The 17217-nt window shown below is 72.0% G+C and carries 16 protein-coding genes and 1 pseudogene; 13 read left to right on the top strand and 4 right to left on the bottom strand.

Annotated features, from left to right (window positions below):
- Positions 1–167: 167 nt before the first annotated feature.
- Positions 168–740: a YceI family protein gene (locus ACIQGV_RS23720; protein WP_402497156.1), complete on the bottom strand. Its 573-nt coding sequence runs from the start codon at positions 738–740 to the stop codon at positions 168–170.
- Positions 741–842: 102 nt separating this feature from the next.
- Here ACIQGV_RS23720 and ACIQGV_RS23715 point away from each other — a divergent pair, with 102 nt between their 5' ends.
- Entirely contained in the window at positions 843–1706 is an 864-nt protein-coding gene (locus ACIQGV_RS23715) for a helix-turn-helix domain-containing protein (protein WP_402497155.1), read from the top strand.
- Positions 1707–1793: 87 nt separating this feature from the next.
- On the opposite strand, the gene ACIQGV_RS23710 is transcribed toward ACIQGV_RS23715, so the two are convergent.
- Together ACIQGV_RS23710 and ACIQGV_RS23705 are read right to left on the bottom strand one after the other, a co-directional pair.
- Positions 1794–2702, bottom strand: coding sequence for a carbohydrate kinase (locus tag ACIQGV_RS23710; protein ID WP_402497154.1), 909 nt, complete (start codon positions 2700–2702; stop codon positions 1794–1796).
- Positions 2699–3832, bottom strand: coding sequence for a LacI family DNA-binding transcriptional regulator (locus tag ACIQGV_RS23705; protein ID WP_402497153.1), 1134 nt, complete (start codon positions 3830–3832; stop codon positions 2699–2701). The genes ACIQGV_RS23710 and ACIQGV_RS23705 overlap by 4 nt, the downstream gene beginning before the upstream one ends.
- Before the next feature lie 542 nt (positions 3833–4374).
- Between ACIQGV_RS23705 and ACIQGV_RS23700 the strand changes: the two genes are divergently transcribed.
- Positions 4375–4797 (top strand): Rieske (2Fe-2S) protein, encoded by a 423-nt coding sequence (locus ACIQGV_RS23700; protein WP_402497151.1) that lies wholly within the window; start codon positions 4375–4377, stop codon positions 4795–4797.
- Between the two features lie 69 nt (positions 4798–4866).
- Here the strand turns inward: ACIQGV_RS23700 and ACIQGV_RS23695 are convergent, their stop codons facing one another.
- A complete protein-coding gene (locus ACIQGV_RS23695) occupies positions 4867–5814 on the bottom strand; it encodes a hypothetical protein (protein ID WP_402497150.1) in 948 nt (315 codons plus the stop codon).
- Positions 5815–6257: 443 nt separating this feature from the next.
- Between ACIQGV_RS23695 and uvrC the strand changes: the two genes are divergently transcribed.
- From uvrC to ACIQGV_RS23640, 11 genes and pseudogenes are all read left to right on the top strand, one after another.
- Entirely contained in the window at positions 6258–8432 is a 2175-nt protein-coding gene (gene uvrC, locus ACIQGV_RS23690; RefSeq protein WP_402497148.1) for an excinuclease ABC subunit UvrC, read from the top strand.
- Positions 8429–9445: an RNase adapter RapZ gene (gene rapZ, locus ACIQGV_RS23685; RefSeq protein WP_402497146.1), complete on the top strand. Its 1017-nt coding sequence runs from the start codon at positions 8429–8431 to the stop codon at positions 9443–9445. The genes uvrC and rapZ overlap by 4 nt, the downstream gene beginning before the upstream one ends.
- Complete coding sequence (gene yvcK / locus ACIQGV_RS23680; RefSeq protein WP_402497145.1) at positions 9442–10509, top strand: uridine diphosphate-N-acetylglucosamine-binding protein YvcK; 1068 nt, start codon at positions 9442–9444, stop codon at positions 10507–10509. The genes rapZ and yvcK overlap by 4 nt, the downstream gene beginning before the upstream one ends.
- Positions 10500–11489 carry a DNA-binding protein WhiA gene (whiA, locus tag ACIQGV_RS23675; RefSeq protein WP_383706147.1) on the top strand — a complete coding sequence of 330 codons (990 nt, stop codon included), beginning with the start codon at positions 10500–10502 and terminating at the stop codon, positions 11487–11489. Before yvcK ends, whiA begins: the two co-directional genes overlap by 10 nt.
- 394 nt (positions 11490–11883) lie before the next feature.
- On the top strand, positions 11884–12894 hold the full coding sequence (gap, locus tag ACIQGV_RS23670; RefSeq protein WP_402497143.1) for a type I glyceraldehyde-3-phosphate dehydrogenase: 1011 nt from the start codon (positions 11884–11886) through the stop codon (positions 12892–12894).
- Positions 12895–13064: 170 nt separating this feature from the next.
- Positions 13065–14276 carry a phosphoglycerate kinase gene (locus ACIQGV_RS23665; RefSeq protein WP_402497141.1) on the top strand — a complete coding sequence of 404 codons (1212 nt, stop codon included), beginning with the start codon at positions 13065–13067 and terminating at the stop codon, positions 14274–14276.
- Positions 14277–14282: 6 nt separating this feature from the next.
- On the top strand, positions 14283–15059 hold the full coding sequence (gene tpiA / locus ACIQGV_RS23660) for a triose-phosphate isomerase (RefSeq protein WP_402497139.1): 777 nt from the start codon (positions 14283–14285) through the stop codon (positions 15057–15059).
- Positions 15060–15199: 140 nt separating this feature from the next.
- Positions 15200–15436 carry a preprotein translocase subunit SecG gene (gene secG, locus ACIQGV_RS23655; protein WP_402497138.1) on the top strand — a complete coding sequence of 79 codons (237 nt, stop codon included), beginning with the start codon at positions 15200–15202 and terminating at the stop codon, positions 15434–15436.
- A gap of 260 nt (positions 15437–15696) precedes the next feature.
- Positions 15697–15984 carry an RNA polymerase-binding protein RbpA gene (locus ACIQGV_RS23650; RefSeq protein ID WP_019885342.1) on the top strand — a complete coding sequence of 96 codons (288 nt, stop codon included), beginning with the start codon at positions 15697–15699 and terminating at the stop codon, positions 15982–15984.
- Between the two features lie 167 nt (positions 15985–16151).
- On the top strand, positions 16152–16430 hold the full coding sequence (locus ACIQGV_RS23645) for a hypothetical protein (protein WP_402497136.1): 279 nt from the start codon (positions 16152–16154) through the stop codon (positions 16428–16430).
- Between the two features lie 73 nt (positions 16431–16503).
- Positions 16504–17217: pseudogene (locus ACIQGV_RS23640) on the top strand (glucose-6-phosphate isomerase); the annotation flags it as partial.

Below are 17217 nucleotides of genomic sequence, written 5' to 3'. Positions count from 1 at the left end.
AGTCCGGCAGTCCGGCAGTCCGGCAGTCCGGCAGTCCGGCAGTCCGGCAGTCCGGCGCAGTGCGGCAGGTCGGCGGATCGATCCGGGCCGGGCAGCGCGTCCGTGTCACGGACGGAAACGAGCGGCGCCCCGCGGGAACTCCCCGCGGGGCGCCGCTCGTTGCATGATCAGCCGCCCTGGCCCTGCGGTGCCACGAACTCCATGTCCAGCTGAATCTTGACAACATCACTGAGAAGACCGGCCGCGAAATCGAGCCCGAAGTCGCTGCGCCGGATCTCGCCCGTCGCCTCGAAGCCGGCATGCCGGCTGCCGTCCATCGGCACGTCGACGAGCCCGCCGAGCTCGACGGCGAGCGTGACCGGCCGGGTCACGTCGCCGATCGTCAGATCGCCCTCCATGGACCAGTCCTCGCCCTCGCCCGACACCCGCGTCGAGCGGAAGGCCATGGTCGGGCGCTTCTCGACGTCGAGCAGTTCGGCCGAGCGGACATGGGCGTCCCGGTTGGGGTTCCCGGTGTCGATGGAGGCGAGCGCGATCTCCGCGGTCACCCGCACCTCCTCCGGCGTCCCGCCCACGTGGAGAGCGGCCTGCACATCTGCGAAGCGGCCGCGCACCTTGGCGATGCCCAGATGCCGGATGGTGAAGTTGACGGCCGAGTGCAGGGGGTCCAGGACCCAGTCGCCGGGGGAGAGCGGCAGGGCGGCGACGGTCGGCGCGTTCGAGATGTCGTTCTGCGTCATGTCCTCCACCCTCGGTGCAGCGCCGCGCGCGAGGGAGACCGGGCGGAGCCTGGTAGTGGCAGGGCCACCCTCCCGCACGCCGGCGCTTGGTACGTTCGCAGAGTGAGCGACAACGAGTTGGGCACCTATCTGCGGGCCTGGCGCGAGGCCGTGACCCCGGAGGAGGTCGGGCTGCCCGTCGGCCCGCGCCGCCGCACCCCCGGGCTGCGCCGCGCCGAGCTGGCGACCCTGGCCGGTGTCAGTGTCGAGTACCTCACCCGGCTGGAACAGGGCCGCGACCGCAACCCGTCGGCCCAGGTGCTCGGCGCCCTCGCCGACGCGCTGAACCTGACCCTGCGGGACCGTATGGTGCTGCGCCGCCTCACCAAGGAGGCGGACGGCGGAGACCCGCTGGTGTGCGCGGCCGCCCCGCCGCTCAGCCGCACCCCGCGTCCCACGGTGCTCGCGGTCCTGGAGCGGCTGGAGCCGGCACCGGCGGTGGTCCTCAACTGGATCGGCGACGTCATCGCCCACACCACCGGCTACGAGCTCCTGTTCGGCCCGGTCGGGCTCCTCGACGGCGAGCACCCCAACATCCTGCGGCATCTGTTCACCGACGCCCGCGCCCGCAGTGCCTACCCCGACTGGGCGCGGGAGGCGGACAACCTGGTCGCACAGCTCCGCCACGACGTACCCCTGCGGGACCCGTACGTCGCGGAGCTGGCCGAGGAGCTGACGGTGACGGCGGGGGCGGAGTTCGCCGACCGGTTCGCGGATGTGGCGACGGCCCCGCGACGGACGGGTTCGCAGCGGGTCGAGCACCCGGAGGCCGGATCGCTGCGGCTGCTGCACGAGACGCTCGCCCTGCCGGACGACGGCCAGCGCATCGTCGTCCACCTGCCCGCGGACGACGCCACGGCCACGGCCCTGGACCGTCTGAGCGGCCGTCGGCCCGGCGCCCTGCGGGCACTGGGCCGCGCGGGCTGAACCTCGCTGCGTCTCTCGGACGGCCGCGGAGCGGGGACGCCGGAGCCGCCGGGCCGGGGCGCCGGAGGTGGATCCCGGCCGTCCGGGTCAGCGGCTCATCTCGTGCGCGTACGGCGGCTCGGCCCCGGCTCGTGAGCAGGTGATCGCCGCCGCGCGGGCCGCGAACCGCAACAGGTCGTTCCACCCGTCGGCGCCGAGGGCCGCGACCGCCGCGGGGGACAGGGCGTCCCGTGCCGCCAGACCGTGCAGCAGGGCCGCGTTCACCGTGTCCCCGGCACCGATGGTGTCCACGACGTCGACCCGTTCGCCGGGCACGGAGTACTCGGCGCCGTCGGAGGTGAACGCGGTCAGACCATCGCCGCCGCGGGTGATCACGACGGCCGAGGGCCCGGCGGCCAGCCACTCCCGCGGGGTGCCGCCCAGCCAGCGGGCGTCCTCCTCGGAGAGCTTGAGCAGCGACACCGACGGCAGCCAGCTCTTGAACCGTGCCCGGTAGGCGTCCGCGTCCGGGATGAGGACCGCCCTGATGTTGGGGTCGAGTGCGGTGAAGAGGCCCTGTGCCGCGGCCGTCCGCATCAGCTCCTCGTAGGCGCTCGCCCCGGGCTCCAGCACCAGCGAGCAGGTCCCGAAGGACACCGCGCGGGTGCCCGCGGGAAGCTCGGCCGGCGCGGTGAAGAGCCGGTCGGCGGTGCCGTCGACGTAGAACGAGTAGGCCGCCGACCCGCCCTCGCCGATCGTGGCGACGGCGAGCGTGGTCGGTTCCGGTCCGCGCCGGACGGCCGACACGTCCACCCCGGCCCGCCGCAGCCCGTCGAGCAGCGCATCGCCGAAGGCGTCCCGCGAGGTGCGCGAACTGAAGGCGGTGGGGGAGCCGAGCCGGCCCAGCGCCACGGCCGTGTTGTACGGGCCGCCGCCGAGCGCGGGCTTCAGGGCGGCGAGGGGACCCGTGCCCTGCGGTACCAGGTCGATCAGGGCCTCACCGGCGACGACGATCACGAGACGGTTCCTTCCGTGGGCTGCGCGGGACGGTGGTTCTCGGACGACTGGAGGGGCGGCTGGAGAGACGGCCGCAGGGGCGTGCCGCTGTCCGGGCCCAGCCGGCCGCCGGACTCCTCGGGGCATCCGCAGGACGTGCGGTGCACGAAGGCGCAGGGCAGCCGCAGTGTCCGGGCGGGCCGGTCCGGGACGGCGAGCCGGTCGAGGAGGACCTGGACGGCGTGCGCGCCGATGTCCTTGCTGGGCTGGGCGATCGCGGTCAGACGGGGGGAGAACAGGTCGGCCCAGGCGAAGTCGTCGAAGCAGCACAGGGCGATGTCGCCGGGCACGGACAGCTTCCGGTCCCGCAGGGCGCGCAGGGCGCCGATGGTCATCGCGTTGTTCGCGGTGACCAGCGCGGTCGGCGGGGCGCCGAGGGAGAGCAGGGCGGTGGTGGCCCGTTCGCCACCGGTCGCGGCGGAGTCGCCGTGGACGACGAGACGCTCGTCGTGGGGCAGCCCGGCGGCGGCGAGGCCGTGCCGGTACCCGGTGATCCGCTCGCCCGTGGTGCTGAGCCCGGGCAGACCGGCCACGAGCCCGATACGGCGGTGGCCCAGCCCGGCGAGGTGCGTGACCAGCTGCGCGACCGGCGCGGTGCTCTCGGCGCACACCTGGTCGAAGGGCGGGCCGCCGTCCGTCTGCGTGTCGACCAGCCGGTCGAGGAACACCGTCGGCACGGAGTGACGGCGCAGGTAGGCGACAAGGCCGCGCGGGTCGGCCGAGGGCGCGACGATCATGCCGTCCACCCGGCGCTCGTGCAGCAGCTGGACGACCTTGCGCTCGTGTCCGGGATCGTCGTGCGGATCGGCGATGAGCAGGCTGTAGCCGTGTTCCAGGGCGCTCGCCTCCACGCCCTGGAGGATCTCGGTGAAGTAGGGGTTGCTGATCGCCGAGACCGCGAGGCCGATGGAGCGGGTACGGGAGGTCACCAGGGACCGGGCGAGGGTGTTGGGCGTGTACCCGAGCTGTTCGACGGCGTCGAGGACGGCCTGGCGGGTGTGGGGCAGCACGGGCCGGGTGCCGTTGAGCACGTGCGAGACCGTCGCCACCGAGACTCCGGCGGCGCGGGCGACGTCGGTCATGGTCGGCATGGCGGTACCCCTCCTCGGACAGGGGGCCGGGGCGCCGGGGCGTGGACGCCGTGGCCCTCAGGGCGGGAACGTATCCCATCCACGAGTCTCGCGTAAACGCTTGCGCAAACGTTTACGTCCTCCGAGGGTGCTCCTTCCCCGCCCTTCACGTCCCTGTCCCGCGAGCTCTGCCCCGCTGTCCGGCCCCACTGGCCCCACCGGCCCCACCGGTCTCACCAGTCCCACCGGTCCCCGCCCGATCCCCCGCACCCGCTCCCGCCCGATCCCCCGCACCCGCTCCCGCCCGATCCCCCGCACCCGCTCCCGCCCGATCCCCCGCACCCGCTCCCGCCCGATCCCCGCCCGCGCTCTCGCACGCGCCCAGCACGCGCTCCCGCACAAGTTCTCGCGCCGGTGCCCCACGAGCCCCGCGTCCGTCTCGCGCAACCCCGGCACGGCCCCGCGCAACCCCCGCGCCGGCTTCGTACCGCCCCCGCGCCGCCCCGTGCGGAAGGCCCCGGTAGGGTCGGCGTGCCTGTGCCTCTTGACCAGTGGAGACCCGTATGTCCGGCCGACCCGCCGCGAGCCGTCGTACCGTCCTGCGCGGAGCGGCGGCGGCCCCTGCCGTGGGGATGGGCCTCACCGCGTGCTCGCCGGGAGCGGGAGCGGTACCGGCGACGCCGACCGCCCCGGTGGACCTCGGTGCCGAGAGCGAGGTCGCCAAGGGCGGCGCCGACCTGAACCTGGACCACAACGTGGTGGTCAGCCGGTCCGCGGACGGCTCGCTGAAGGCGTTCAGCACGATCTGCACCCACGGCGGCTGCCCCGTCAACGAGCTGGAGGGGTCGACCCTGATCTGCCCCTGCCACGGCAGCAAGTTCGACGCGGCCACCGGAGAGGTGCTGCACCGCCCGGCGACCGTGCCGCTGAGCGAACTGCCGGTGCGGGTGGAGAACGGCAGGGTCGTCGTGGGCCCGCGGACCTGAGGCGGTCCCGCCTCCACGACTCTCCTCCGCCGTCCTGCGCGGGGCGGCCCGCTCCTCGCGGTGCGTCCGCTACTCCCAGTTCCAGCCGATCCCCACGATGCCCGAGCGCACGCGGGGCTCGACGAGGTGGACCGAGTGGTGGCGGGCCGTGAGGGGCAGTTCCTGGCGGCCGCTGCGGGGGGCCGCGGCCGAGTGCTGGGTGAAGCGGTGGCAGCGGGCCGGCAGGGCCCGCTCGTCGAAGGTCACCTGGAGGACGTACTGGCCGCCCGGAGGGCCGAAGGTACGTACGCACTCGTAGGAGGCGCCGGCGGTGGCGTCTTCGACGGCGTACCGGAAGAGGAACGTATCTCCGGCCCGTAGCCGGGTGTCGAACAACAGCTCGGCGACGAGGATGCCGGTCTCGTGGTGACGGCGGACGCGTCCGGTGCGGCAGTTCTCCAGGGCGCGCACCGACATGTGGTCGGGCGCGCACCCGGGATCGCCGTGGTGCACGGCGACGAAACGATCCACCCCGTCGCGGTGGGCACGCACGATGTGGTGGGACTCGCGGCCGAGGAGCTGACGCTGTGCCCCGATGCGGACCTGCTCGTGATGGCCGAGCATGTGCAGTCCGCCGTCGCGGGGGGACTCCAGTTCGATCAGGAGGCGCTCCAGGACGCCCGATGCCTGGACGAGGGAGCGGTAGGAGCGGGCGGCGGGGTGCTGTCCGGCGGTGCCGTCCTCGGATCTGGCGAGCAGGCGGATCAGCGACTCCTCCGGCAGCTGGAGTATCTCCTCCAGCGCGCGCACGGCCCGCAGCGACTCGGGGCGCTGCGGGCGCCGGGCGCCCTGCTGCCAGTAGCTGAGACTGGTGACGCCGACTTTCACCCCGTGGCGCGACAGATGGTGCTGCACGCGCTGGAGCGGCAGGCCGCGGGCGGCGATGGCGGCGCGCAGGGCGACGTGGAAGGGGCCGCCGCGCAGAGCCGTGTCCAGTTCCGCGGTGGCGACGTCCGCGTGTGGTGTGGCGTGCGGCATGCAGGGGCCTTTCTGTGTGGTTCACAACGGCTGGTCAGACCGTTCACGCGGGTGCTGTCGGGGGCCACCCCGTCGGCGCCGGGGGCTTGCCTCATCCGCGCCGTCGTGCACGGCCCCGAGTTCCTCCGCATTGAAGCGTGTTGACCAAGTCCCGACAACACCGCACGCTCGGCGGTGGTTCCTTGCGCGCCACATGGCGGCGCCGGGGCCCCGGACGACGTGGTGATCACCGGGTCGGTCCGAAGGGCGGTCGCACGGATCCGGGCCGCTCGGACTTTTGCAGGTGCGGGGCCGCGGGGAGCGCGGCGGCACCCGTCGCACGGGGAGGGGGGCCGCGGTGCCCGGCGGGCCCGGCGGACACGGATCCTCCCGCAGATCACGGTTCCCGGATGCTCGTCCACAGCCTCGCCGGAGTGTCACCGCTCGCCAGTAGGGTGTGAGTCATGGCCGACCCCTCCAGCTACCGCCCCAGGCCGGGTGAGATCCCGGACTCCCCGGGGGTGTACAGGTTCCGTGACGAGCACCGACGGGTGATCTACGTCGGGAAGGCGAAGAGCCTGCGCCAGCGCCTGGCGAACTACTTCCAGGACCTGGCGAACCTGCACCCGCGCACCCGGACGATGGTGACCACCGCCGCGTCCGTGGAGTGGACCGTGGTGTCCACCGAGGTCGAGGCCCTGCAGCTGGAGTACTCCTGGATCAAGGAGTACGACCCCCGGTTCAACGTCAAGTACCGCGACGACAAGAGCTACCCGTATCTCGCCGTGACGATGAACGACGAGTTCCCGCGCGTCCAGGTGATGCGCGGCCACAAGAAGAAGGGCGTCAGGTACTTCGGCCCGTACGTGCACGCGTGGGCGATCCGGGACACCGTCGACCTGCTGCTGAGGGTCTTCCCGGTGCGCACCTGCTCGGCCGGCGTCTTCAGGAACGCCGCCCGCACCGGCCGCCCCTGCCTGCTCGGCTACATCGGCAAGTGCTCGGCTCCCTGCGTCGGCCGGATCGAGCCCGAGGAGCACCGCGAACTCGCCGGGGAGTTCTGCGACTTCATGACCGGTCGCACCGGCACCCACCTCCGCCGTCTGGAGAAGCGGATGACGGAGGCCGCCGAGGACATGGAGTACGAGCGGGCCGCCCGGCTGCGTGACGACATAGAGGCCCTGAAGAAGGCCATGGAGAAGAACGCGGTCGTGCTCGCCGACGCGACCGACGCCGATCTGATCGCGGTCGCCGAGGACGAGCTGGAAGCGGCCGTCCAGATCTTCCACGTCCGCGGCGGGCGGGTGCGCGGCCAGCGCGGCTGGGTCACCGACAAGGTCGAGGAGGTCACCACCGGTGCCCTCGTCGAGCACGCCCTCCAGCAGCTGTACGGGGAGGAGACCGGTGACAGCGTCCCCAAGGAGGTCCTCGTCCCCGCCCTGCCCGAACCGGCGGAGCCGGTCCAGCAGTGGCTCACCGAGCGGCGCGGCTCGGCCGTCTCGCTGCGCATCCCGCAGCGCGGCGACAAGAAGGCCCTGATGGAGACCGTGCAGCGCAACGCCCAGCAGGCGCTCGCCCTGCACAAGACCAAGCGCGCCTCCGACCTCACCACCCGCTCACGCGCCCTGGAGGAGATCGCCGAAGCCCTCGACCTGGACAGCGCCCCGCTGCGCATCGAGTGCTACGACATCTCGCACCTCCAGGGCGACGACGTCGTCGCCTCCATGGTCGTCTTCGAGGACGGGCTCCAGCGCAAGAGCGAGTACCGCCGCTTCCAGATCAGGGGTTTCGCCGGCCAGGACGACGTCCGCTCGATGCACGAGGTGATCACGCGCCGCTTCAGGCGCTATCTCGCCGAGAAGGAGCGGACGGGCGAGTGGGCCGAGGACGACGGCACCGCCGGCCGCGAGGACGGTCCCGGCGGGTCCGCGGGCCCCGGCGGGCTCGCCGCCGCCGACGGCACGGGCCCCGGCCGGGTCCCCGGAGAGGTCGCCGCTCCCGGGGAGGAGGACGCCCCCCTCAGCACCCTCACCGAGGACGACGGCCGCCCCAGGAAGTTCGCCTACCCGCCGCAGCTCGTCGTCGTCGACGGCGGACAGCCTCAGGTCGCCGCCGCCCGGCGCGCGCTGGACGAGCTCGGCATCGACGACATTGCGGTGTGCGGGCTGGCCAAGCGGCTGGAGGAGGTCTGGCTGCCCGGCGACGACGACCCGGTGGTGCTGCCCCGCACCAGCGAGGGCCTCTATCTGCTGCAGCGGGTCCGTGACGAGGCCCACCGCTTCGCCATCGGCTACCAGCGCACCAGACGCGCCAAGCGCTTCCGCTCGGGCCCCCTGGACGACGTACCGGGACTGGGCGAGACACGGAAGCAGGCGCTGATCAAACACTTCGGTTCGGTGAAGAAGCTGCGGTCCGCGACAATCGACCAGATCTGTGAGGTTCCGGGCATCGGCCGCAAGACCGCCGAGACCATCGCCGTGGCCCTCGCCCGGGCGGCCCCGGCCGCGCCCGCCGTGAACACGGCGACCGGAGAGATCATGGATGACATGGAGGAGGGGACGCCCGAGACGACGTCGGACGCCCCGGGGGAGCCCGTGCCCACGGGCGCCCCGCACGAGCGACGGGGGCAGGAGACATGACCGACCACGAGACGCAGCCGGCCGCCGGCCGGGAGCAGGAACGGCCCGCCCAGGGCCGTGAGCACCAGGAGGCCGCCGAGGACCGGCAGGCACTCCCCGACAACGGAGCACAGGTGAGCCAGGACATCACGGGCCCCGGGATCCCCGACGCCGCCATCCCCGAGCTGGTGATCATCTCCGGCATGTCCGGAGCCGGCCGGTCCACGGCCGCCAAATGTCTGGAGGACCTCGGCTGGTTCGTCGTCGACAACCTGCCGCCCGCCCTGATCCCCACCATGGTGGAGCTGGGCGCCCGTTCCCAGGGCAACGTGGCGCGGATCGCGGTCGTCGTCGACGTGCGCGGCCGCCGCTTCTTCGACAATCTGCGCGAATCCCTCGCCGGCCTCGACGGCCGGGGCGTCACCCGGCGCACCGTCTTCCTGGAGTCCTCCGACGAGGCCCTGGTGCGCCGCTTCGAGTCGGTGCGCCGCCCGCACCCCCTCCAGGGCGACGGGCGCATCGTCGACGGCATCGTCGCCGAGCGCGAACTGCTGCGCGAGCTGCGCGGCGACGCCGATCTGGTGATCGACACCTCCAGCCTCAACGTGCACGAGCTGCGCGCCAAGATGGACGCCCAGTTCGCCGGCGAGGAGGAGCCCGAGCTGCGGGCCACGGTGATGTCGTTCGGCTTCAAGTACGGCCTGCCGGTCGACGCCGACCTCGTCGCCGACATGCGCTTCCTGCCCAACCCGCACTGGGTCCCGGAGCTGCGCCCGTACACCGGCCTGAACGAGGAGGTCGCCGCGTTCGTCTTCAACCAGCCCGGTGCCAAGGAGTTCCTCGACCGCTACGCCGAGCTGCTGCGGCTGATCTCGGCCGGCTACCGCCGCGAGGGCAAGCGGTACGTCACCATCGCCATCGGCTGCACGGGCGGCAAGCACCGCTCGGTGGCCACGTCGGAGAAGCTCGCCGCGCGCCTTGCGGCGGAAGGCGTGGAGACGGTGGTCGTGCACCGGGACATGGGCCGCGAATGACCGGACGTTCTTCGCGGCTGGGCCGGCTGCGCCGGGCGATCCCCGACGGACGGGCCGGCCGGCCCGTCGAGGCCCGGGGTGCCAGGGCGCGCCGCCGCGGCACCCAGCCCAAGGTGGTCGCGCTCGGCGGCGGCAGGGGCCTCTCCTCCTCACTGGCCGCGCTGCGCCGGATCACCGGCGACCTCACCGCCGTCGTCACCGTGGCCGACGACGGCGGCTCCAGCGGGCGCCTGCGCGACGAGCTGGGCGTCCTGCCGCCCGGCGACCTGCGCAAGGCGCTGGCCGCGCTGTGCGGCGACGACGACTGGGGCCAGACCTGGTCCAGAGTCATCCAGCACCGTTTCCACTCCAAGGGCGACCTGCACGACCACGCGGTCGGCAATCTGCTGATCGTCGCGCTGTGGGAGCAGCTCGGCGACCATGTCCAGGCCCTCGACCTGGTCGGCAAGCTGCTCGGCGCGCACGGACGCGTGCTGCCCATGTCCGCCGTGCCCCTGGAGCTCCAGGCGCTGGTCAAGGGGCACGACCCGGACCGGCCGGAGGACGTGGACATCGTCGCCGGCCAGGCGACCGTCGCCCTCACCCCGGGCGAGGTCCAGTCGGTGCATCTCGTGCCGCACGACCCGCCCGCCGTGCCCGAGGCCGTCGCGGCGGTCCAGGACGCGGACTGGGTGGTGCTGGGCCCCGGCTCCTGGTTCTCCTCGGTCATACCGCATCTGCTCGTGCCCGAACTGCTGGACGCGCTCATGGAGACCAGGGCCCGCCGGGTACTCTCGCTGAACCTCGCCCCGCAGCCCGGGGAAACCGACGGCTTCTCCCCGCAGCGTCATTTGGAGGTTTTGGGACGACACGCCCCTAAACTCGCCCTGGACGTGGTGCTGGCCGACGAGGCCGCCGTGCCCGACCGCGACTCCCTGACCGACGCCGCCAAGCGGTTCGGGGCCGCGGTCGAGCTGGCGCCGGTGGCGCGGCCCGACGGGACCCCGCGGCACGACGCGGAGCTCCTGGCCGCCGCGTACGACCGTATTTTTCGGATGCATGGAAGGATCGGCCCATGGCGATGACGGCAGCGGTGAAGGACGAGATCTCCCGGCTCCCCGTCACCCGGACCTGCTGCAGGAAGGCGGAGGTCTCCGCCATTCTGCGGTTCGCCGGCGGCCTCCACCTGGTCAGCGGGCGCATCGTGATCGAGGCGGAGCTGGACACCGCGATGGCGGCCCGCCGCCTCAAGCGGGACATCCTGGAGATCTTCGGCCACAGCTCGGAGCTGATCGTGATGGCGCCGGGCGGACTGCGCCGCGGCTCGCGCTACGTCGTGCGCGTCGTCGCGGGCGGCGACCAGCTGGCCCGCCAGACCGGCCTGGTCGACGGCCGGGGCCGCCCGATCCGCGGTCTGCCCCCGCAGGTGGTCTCCGGCGCCACCTGCGACGCCGAGGCCGCCTGGCGGGGTGCCTTCCTGGCGCACGGCTCGCTCACCGAGCCCGGCCGCTCCTCCTCCCTGGAGGTGACCTGCCCCGGTCCCGAGGCCGCGCTCGCCCTGGTCGGTGCCGCCCGCCGGCTGTCGATCGCGGCGAAGGCCCGCGAGGTGCGCGGTGTGGACCGGGTCGTCGTGCGCGACGGCGACGCGATCGGTGCGCTGCTCACCCGGCTCGGCGCCCACGAGTCGGTGCTGGCCTGGGAGGAGCGCCGGATGCGCCGCGAGGTGCGGGCCACGGCGAACCGTCTCGCCAACTTCGACGACGCCAACCTGCGCCGCTCGGCCCGTGCCGCGGTCGCCGCCGGGGCCCGCGTCCAGCGCGCCCTGGAGATCCTCGCCGAGGAGGTCCCCGAGCACCTCGCCGCCGCCGGCCGGCTGCGCATGGAGCACAAGCAGGCGTCCCTGGAGGAGCTGGGCGCGCTCGCCGACCCGCCGCTGACCAAGGACGCCGTCGCCGGCCGTATCCGCCGCCTGCTGGCCATGGCCGACAAGCGCGCCTCCGACCTGGGCATTCCGGGCACGGAGGCCAACCTCTCGGAGGAGCTGGCGGACAACCTCGCCGGCTGACCTCCGGCTCGCACCGCATCCGGACGCGCCGGTTCCGGGACCCGCCCGGGTCCCGGAACCGGCGCGTCCGTGCGTCCACGAGGCGTGTTCCGTGTGTCCGTGAGGCGCTCTTGAATCGATCTTGGAGTGGCATGAACCTGGCAACCACTTGTCACTGCCGAGGTGCGTGAGGGGGGCGATGGGCCCGACTTTCCATAGTCATTTCGAGTGACGAGTGCCTTTCGGCCCGGGCGGTCCGTACCCCTACTGACGGGTAAGGATGGCGGTGCCGTGTATGGGCCGTCTCGATGTCACCTCCGGCGCTTCAGGGAGGTAGGGTCGTAGGCGGTCGGGGACATCCCAAACAGAGCTCGCCGGCACCGCATGGCCGGCGTACCAACGAGGAGATCGGTTCGTGACGATCCGCGTAGGCATCAACGGCTTCGGCCGCATCGGTCGTAACTACTTCCGCGCGCTCCTGGAGCAGGGTGCCGACATCGAGATCGTGGCTGTCAACGACCTGGGTGACACCGCGACCACTGCCCACCTGCTGAAGTACGACACGATCCTGGGCCGCCTGAAGCAGGAGGTCACCCACACCGCCGACACGATCACCGTCGACGGTCACACCATCAAGGTGCTCTCCGAGCGCAACCCGGCCGACATCCCCTGGGGCGAGCTGGGCGTCGACATCGTCATCGAGTCGACCGGCATCTTCACGAAGAAGGCCGACGCCGCGAAGCACCTCGCCGGCGGCGCCAAGAAGGTCCTCATCTCGGCTCCGGCCAAGGACGAGGACATCACCATCGTGATGGGCGTCAACCAGGACAAGTACGACCCGGCGAACCACCACGTCATCTCCAACGCCTCCTGCACCACCAACTGTGTGGCGCCGATGGCGAAGGTCCTCGACGAGAACTTCGGCATCGTCAAGGGCCTGATGACGACGGTGCACGCGTACACCAACGACCAGCGCATCCTGGACTTCCCGCACTCGGACCTGCGCCGCGCCCGCGCCGCCGCCGAGAACATCATCCCGACCACGACGGGTGCCGCGAAGGCCACGGCCCTGGTCCTCCCGCAGCTCAAGGGCAAGCTGGACGGCATCGCCATGCGCGTCCCGGTCCCCACCGGCTCGGCCACCGACCTGGTCGTGACGCTCCAGCGCGAGGTCACCAAGGACGAGGTCAACGCCGCGTTCAAGAAGGCGTCCGAGGACGGCGACCTCGCGGGTTACCTGGCCTACACCGAGGACGAGATCGTCTCCTCGGACATCGTGAGCGACCCGGCCTCCTGCACCTTCGACTCCTCCCTGACCATGGTCCAGGAGGGCAACACGGTGAAGATCCTCGGCTGGTACGACAACGAGTGGGGCTACTCCAACCGTCTCGTCGACCTCACCAAGTTCGTCGGCTACCAGCTCTGATCCCTGATCGGCTGAAGCAGACACCTTGAAGCGCGAGCAGGGCTCGGACCAGGCGCAGGGACGCGCCCGGTCCGGGCCCTGACGTGCGTCACGACCGGCCCACCTCTCTAGGATCAGGCCCGGTCACCCGGTCACGAGCAGAACGAGCCCCCTGTAGGAGTCCCCCGAAAATGAAGACGATCGACGAACTCCTCGCCGAAGGAGTCGCGGGCAAGCGGGTCTTCGTCCGCGCCGACCTCAATGTGCCGCTGGACGGCACCACGATCACCGACGACGGCCGCATCCGCGCGGTGCTGCCCACCGTCAAGGCCCTCGCCGAAGCCGGCGCGCGTGTCGTCGTCGCCTCGCACCTCGGCCGCCCCAAGGGCGCCCCGGACCCGGCCTTCTCGCTCGCCCCCGCCGCCGCACGCCTCGGCGAACTGCTCGGCGCGGACGTCGCCTTCGCCGCCGACACGGTCGGCGAGTCGGCGCGGGCCACGGTCGCCGGCCTCGCCGACGGCCAGGTCGCGGTCATCGAGAACCTGCGCTTCAACGCCGGTGAGACCAGCAAGGACGACGCCGAGCGCGCCGCCTTCGCCGGGCAGCTCGCCGCCCTCGCCGACGTGTACGTCGGTGACGGCTTCGGCGCCGTGCACCGCAAGCACGCCTCGGTGTACGACCTGCCGGGCAAGCTGCCGCACTACGCCGGCTACCTCATCGCCACCGAGGTCGGCGTGCTGAAGAAGCTCACCGACGAGGTCCGGCGGCCCTACGCCGTGGCCCTCGGCGGCTCCAAGGTCTCCGACAAGCTGGCCGTCATCGACCAGCTGCTCGGCAAGGCCGACCGCATCCTCATCGGCGGCGGCATGGCCTTCACCTTCCTCAAGGCCAAGGGCTACGAGGTCGGCACCTCGCTGCTCCAGGAGGACCAGATCCCGGCCGTCACCGAATACCTGGAGCGCGCCGAGAAGCTGGGCGTCGAGCTCGTGCTCCCGGTCGACGTCGTGGTCTCCCCGGGCTTCCCGGACCTGAAGGCCAAGGCGCCCACCGAGCACACGGCCGTCGACGCGGACTCGATGCCCGAGGGCCAGCTGGGCCTGGACATCGGCCCGAAGACCGGCGAGCTGTACGCCGGCAAGCTCACCGACGCCGCGACCGTCTTCTGGAACGGTCCCATGGGCGTCTTCGAGCACCCCGACTACGCCGAGGGCACCAAGGCGGTCGCCCAGGCCCTCGTCGACTCGGACGGGTTCACCGTCGTCGGCGGCGGAGACTCCGCCGCGGCCGTGCGTACGCTCGGCTTCGACGAGAACGCGTTCGGACACATCTCGACCGGTGGCGGCGCCTCCCTCGAATACCTCGAGGGCAAGACGCTCCCCGGCCTCGCCGCACTGGAGGACTGACCCCGCATGACCACCCGTACGCCGCTCATGGCGGGCAACTGGAAGATGAACCTCAACCACCTCGAGGCCATCGCCCACGTCCAGAAGCTCGCCTTCGCCCTCGCCGACAAGGACTACGACGCCGTCGAGGTCGCCGTCCTGGCCCCCTTCACCGACCTGCGCTCCGTGCAGACGCTGGTCGACGGCGACAAGCTGAAGATCAAGTACGGCGCCCAGGACATCTCGGCGCACGACTCGGGCGCCTACACCGGCGAGATCTCCGGCCCGATGCTGGCCAAGCTGAAGTGCACCTACGTGGCCATCGGCCACTCCGAGCGCCGCCAGTACCACGCCGAGACCGACGAGGTCGTCAACGCCAAGGTCAAGGCCGCCTACAAGCACGGCCTGACCCCGATCATGTGCGTCGGCGAGGAGCTGGACGTCCGTGAGGCGGGCAACGCCGTCGCGCACACCCTCGCCCAGGTCGAGGGCGGTCTGAAGGACCTTCCGGCCGAGCAGGCCGAGTCCGTCGTGATCGCGTACGAGCCCGTGTGGGCCATCGGCACCGGCAAGGTCTGCGGCGCCGACGACGCGCAGGAGGTCTGCGCCGCCATCCGCGGCAAGCTGGCCGAGCTGTACTCCCAGGAGCTGGCCGACAAGGTCCGCATCCAGTACGGCGGCTCCGTGAAGTCCGGCAACGTCGCCGAGATCATGGCGAAGGCCGACATCGACGGCGCCCTGGTCGGCGGAGCGTCGCTCGACGCCGACGAGTTCGTCAAGATCGTCCGCTTCCGCGACCAGTGACACGGCCCTCCCGGGACGCCCTGCGGGGAACCGGGAGGACATGAGTATGCGGTAGCGGCGATCCGTCGTACCCTTGCGGGGTCCAGCACTGTTGCTGGGCCCCGCGTCGTCCATCCGAATCCGAGGAAGTTGGTCCAGCTGTGGTTCTGGGGTTCTCCATCGCCCTGATCGTCTTCAGCCTGCTGCTGATGCTGCTGGTGCTGATGCACAAGGGGAAGGGCGGCGGCCTCTCCGACATGTTCGGTGGCGGCATGCAGTCCTCTGTCGGCGGCTCCTCGGTCGCCGAGCGCAACCTCGACCGCATCACCGTGGTGATCGGTCTGCTGTGGTTCGCGTGCATTGTCGTGCTCGGCCTCCTGATGAAGGTGAACAACTGACCCACGGCACGCACGCCGGAACAATCCGATACGTAAGGCCCCATGTTCGGTACGCGCTCCAGGGCGCGGCCTATCATGGGGCTTGCGTCTGGGAGCGGGGCCTTTGTCATTCCAATCACTGGACGTGCGTTGGGCCTTACGTAGACTGAGGCGCTCGCAACGAAGCGACACGCCGACTCGCTTCGCGGCACCATCACGCAGGGAGTTACACCGTGGCAAGTGGCAACGCGATCCGAGGTAGCCGGGTCGGGGCGGGGCCGATGGGCGAGGCCGAGCGCGGCGAGTCCGCGCCGCGACTGCGCATCTCCTTCTGGTGCTCCAACGGACACGAGACTCAGCCCAGCTTCGCCAGCGACGCGCAGGTGCCCGACACCTGGGACTGCCCGCGCTGCGGGTTCCCGGCAGGACAGGACCGGGACAACCCGCCGGCCCCGCCGCGCACCGAGCCGTACAAGACGCACCTCGCCTACGTCCGCGAACGGCGCAGCGACGCCGACGGCGAGGCGATCCTCGCGGAAGCCCTCGCCAAACTGCGGGGCGAGATCTAGGAGTTCCGGCCCCGACCGTCCTTCGGGTGCCGGTTCGCCGCGGCCGAAGCCGCGGTTCCTCCCGCCCTGGGGCACCGCTCGGTCCGGCCCGTTGTCAGTGGTGGCCTCTACGGTCTTCTCATCGGTCGTCTCCGCGAACCGGAGACCGTGAGGGGGGAGTTGTGGCCATGGACGACGCCCCGGGCACGTGCGCGCCCGCGCGGCGCGGGGGACTCGGACGGCTGCGGAGCGCCGCCGCCGTGTCCGGACCCGGTGGTGTGCCGCGCACGGCCGTGCTGCCGCCGCTCGCCGTCCTCGCCGCCGCCGTGGCCCTTGGACATGCCCCGCCGCCGATCGCGGCCGCCTTCTTCGCTCTGTCCGTCATCGCGCTGATACCCGCGCGTCTGCCGGACGTACCTGTTGTTGCGTCCGGCGACGCCCGTACGACAGCTCATGTCACCCGCTGATCAACTAGGTTGGGACCGGCAGCGGGGCAAGGTACGCAGCAGGGACAGGTAGGAAAGAAGGCTGAAGTCCGAGATGAACGCACACGGCCGTACCAGGCTCAACCAGATGCCCGAGTGGACCGCCCTGGCCAAGCACCGTGAGGAGCTCGGCGGGACGGGGATGCGCGAGCTGTTCGCCGCGGACCCCGGGCGCGGCTCCTCGTACACGCTCCAGGTCGGCGACCTGTACATCGACTATTCCAAGCATCTGATCACCGACGAGACGCTCGCGCTGCTGCAGGAGCTGGCGGCGGCGACGGATGTGGCGGGGCTGCGGGACGCGATGTTCCGCGGCGAGAAGATCAACATCACCGAGGGGCGGGCGGTGCTGCACACCGCGCTGCGTGCGGCGGCGGACGCGGTGGTGGAGGTGGACGGCGAGAACGTGGTGCCGCAGGTCCACGCGGTGCTGGAGAGGATGGCCGGGTTCGCGGACCGGGTCCGCTCGGGCGAGTGGACCGGGCACACCGGCCGCCCGATCCGCAACATCGTCAACATCGGCATCGGCGGCTCCGACCTGGGCCCGGCGATGGCGTACGAGGCGCTGCGGGCCTTCACCGACCGCGCTCTGACGCTGCGGTTCGTCTCCAACGTCGACGGCGCCGACCTGCACGAGGCCATCCGCGACCTGGACGCGGCCGAGACCCTGTTCATCGTCGCCTCCAAGACCTTCACCACCATCGAGACGATCACCAACGCCACCTCGGCGCGCACCTGGCTGCTGGAGGCCCTGGGCGGCGACGAGAAG

The organism is Streptomyces sp. NPDC093094, assembly GCF_044754345.1.
Taxonomy (GTDB): Bacteria; Actinomycetota; Actinomycetes; order Streptomycetales; family Streptomycetaceae; genus Streptomyces.
This window is presented reverse-complemented; position numbering and strand designations above follow the sequence as displayed.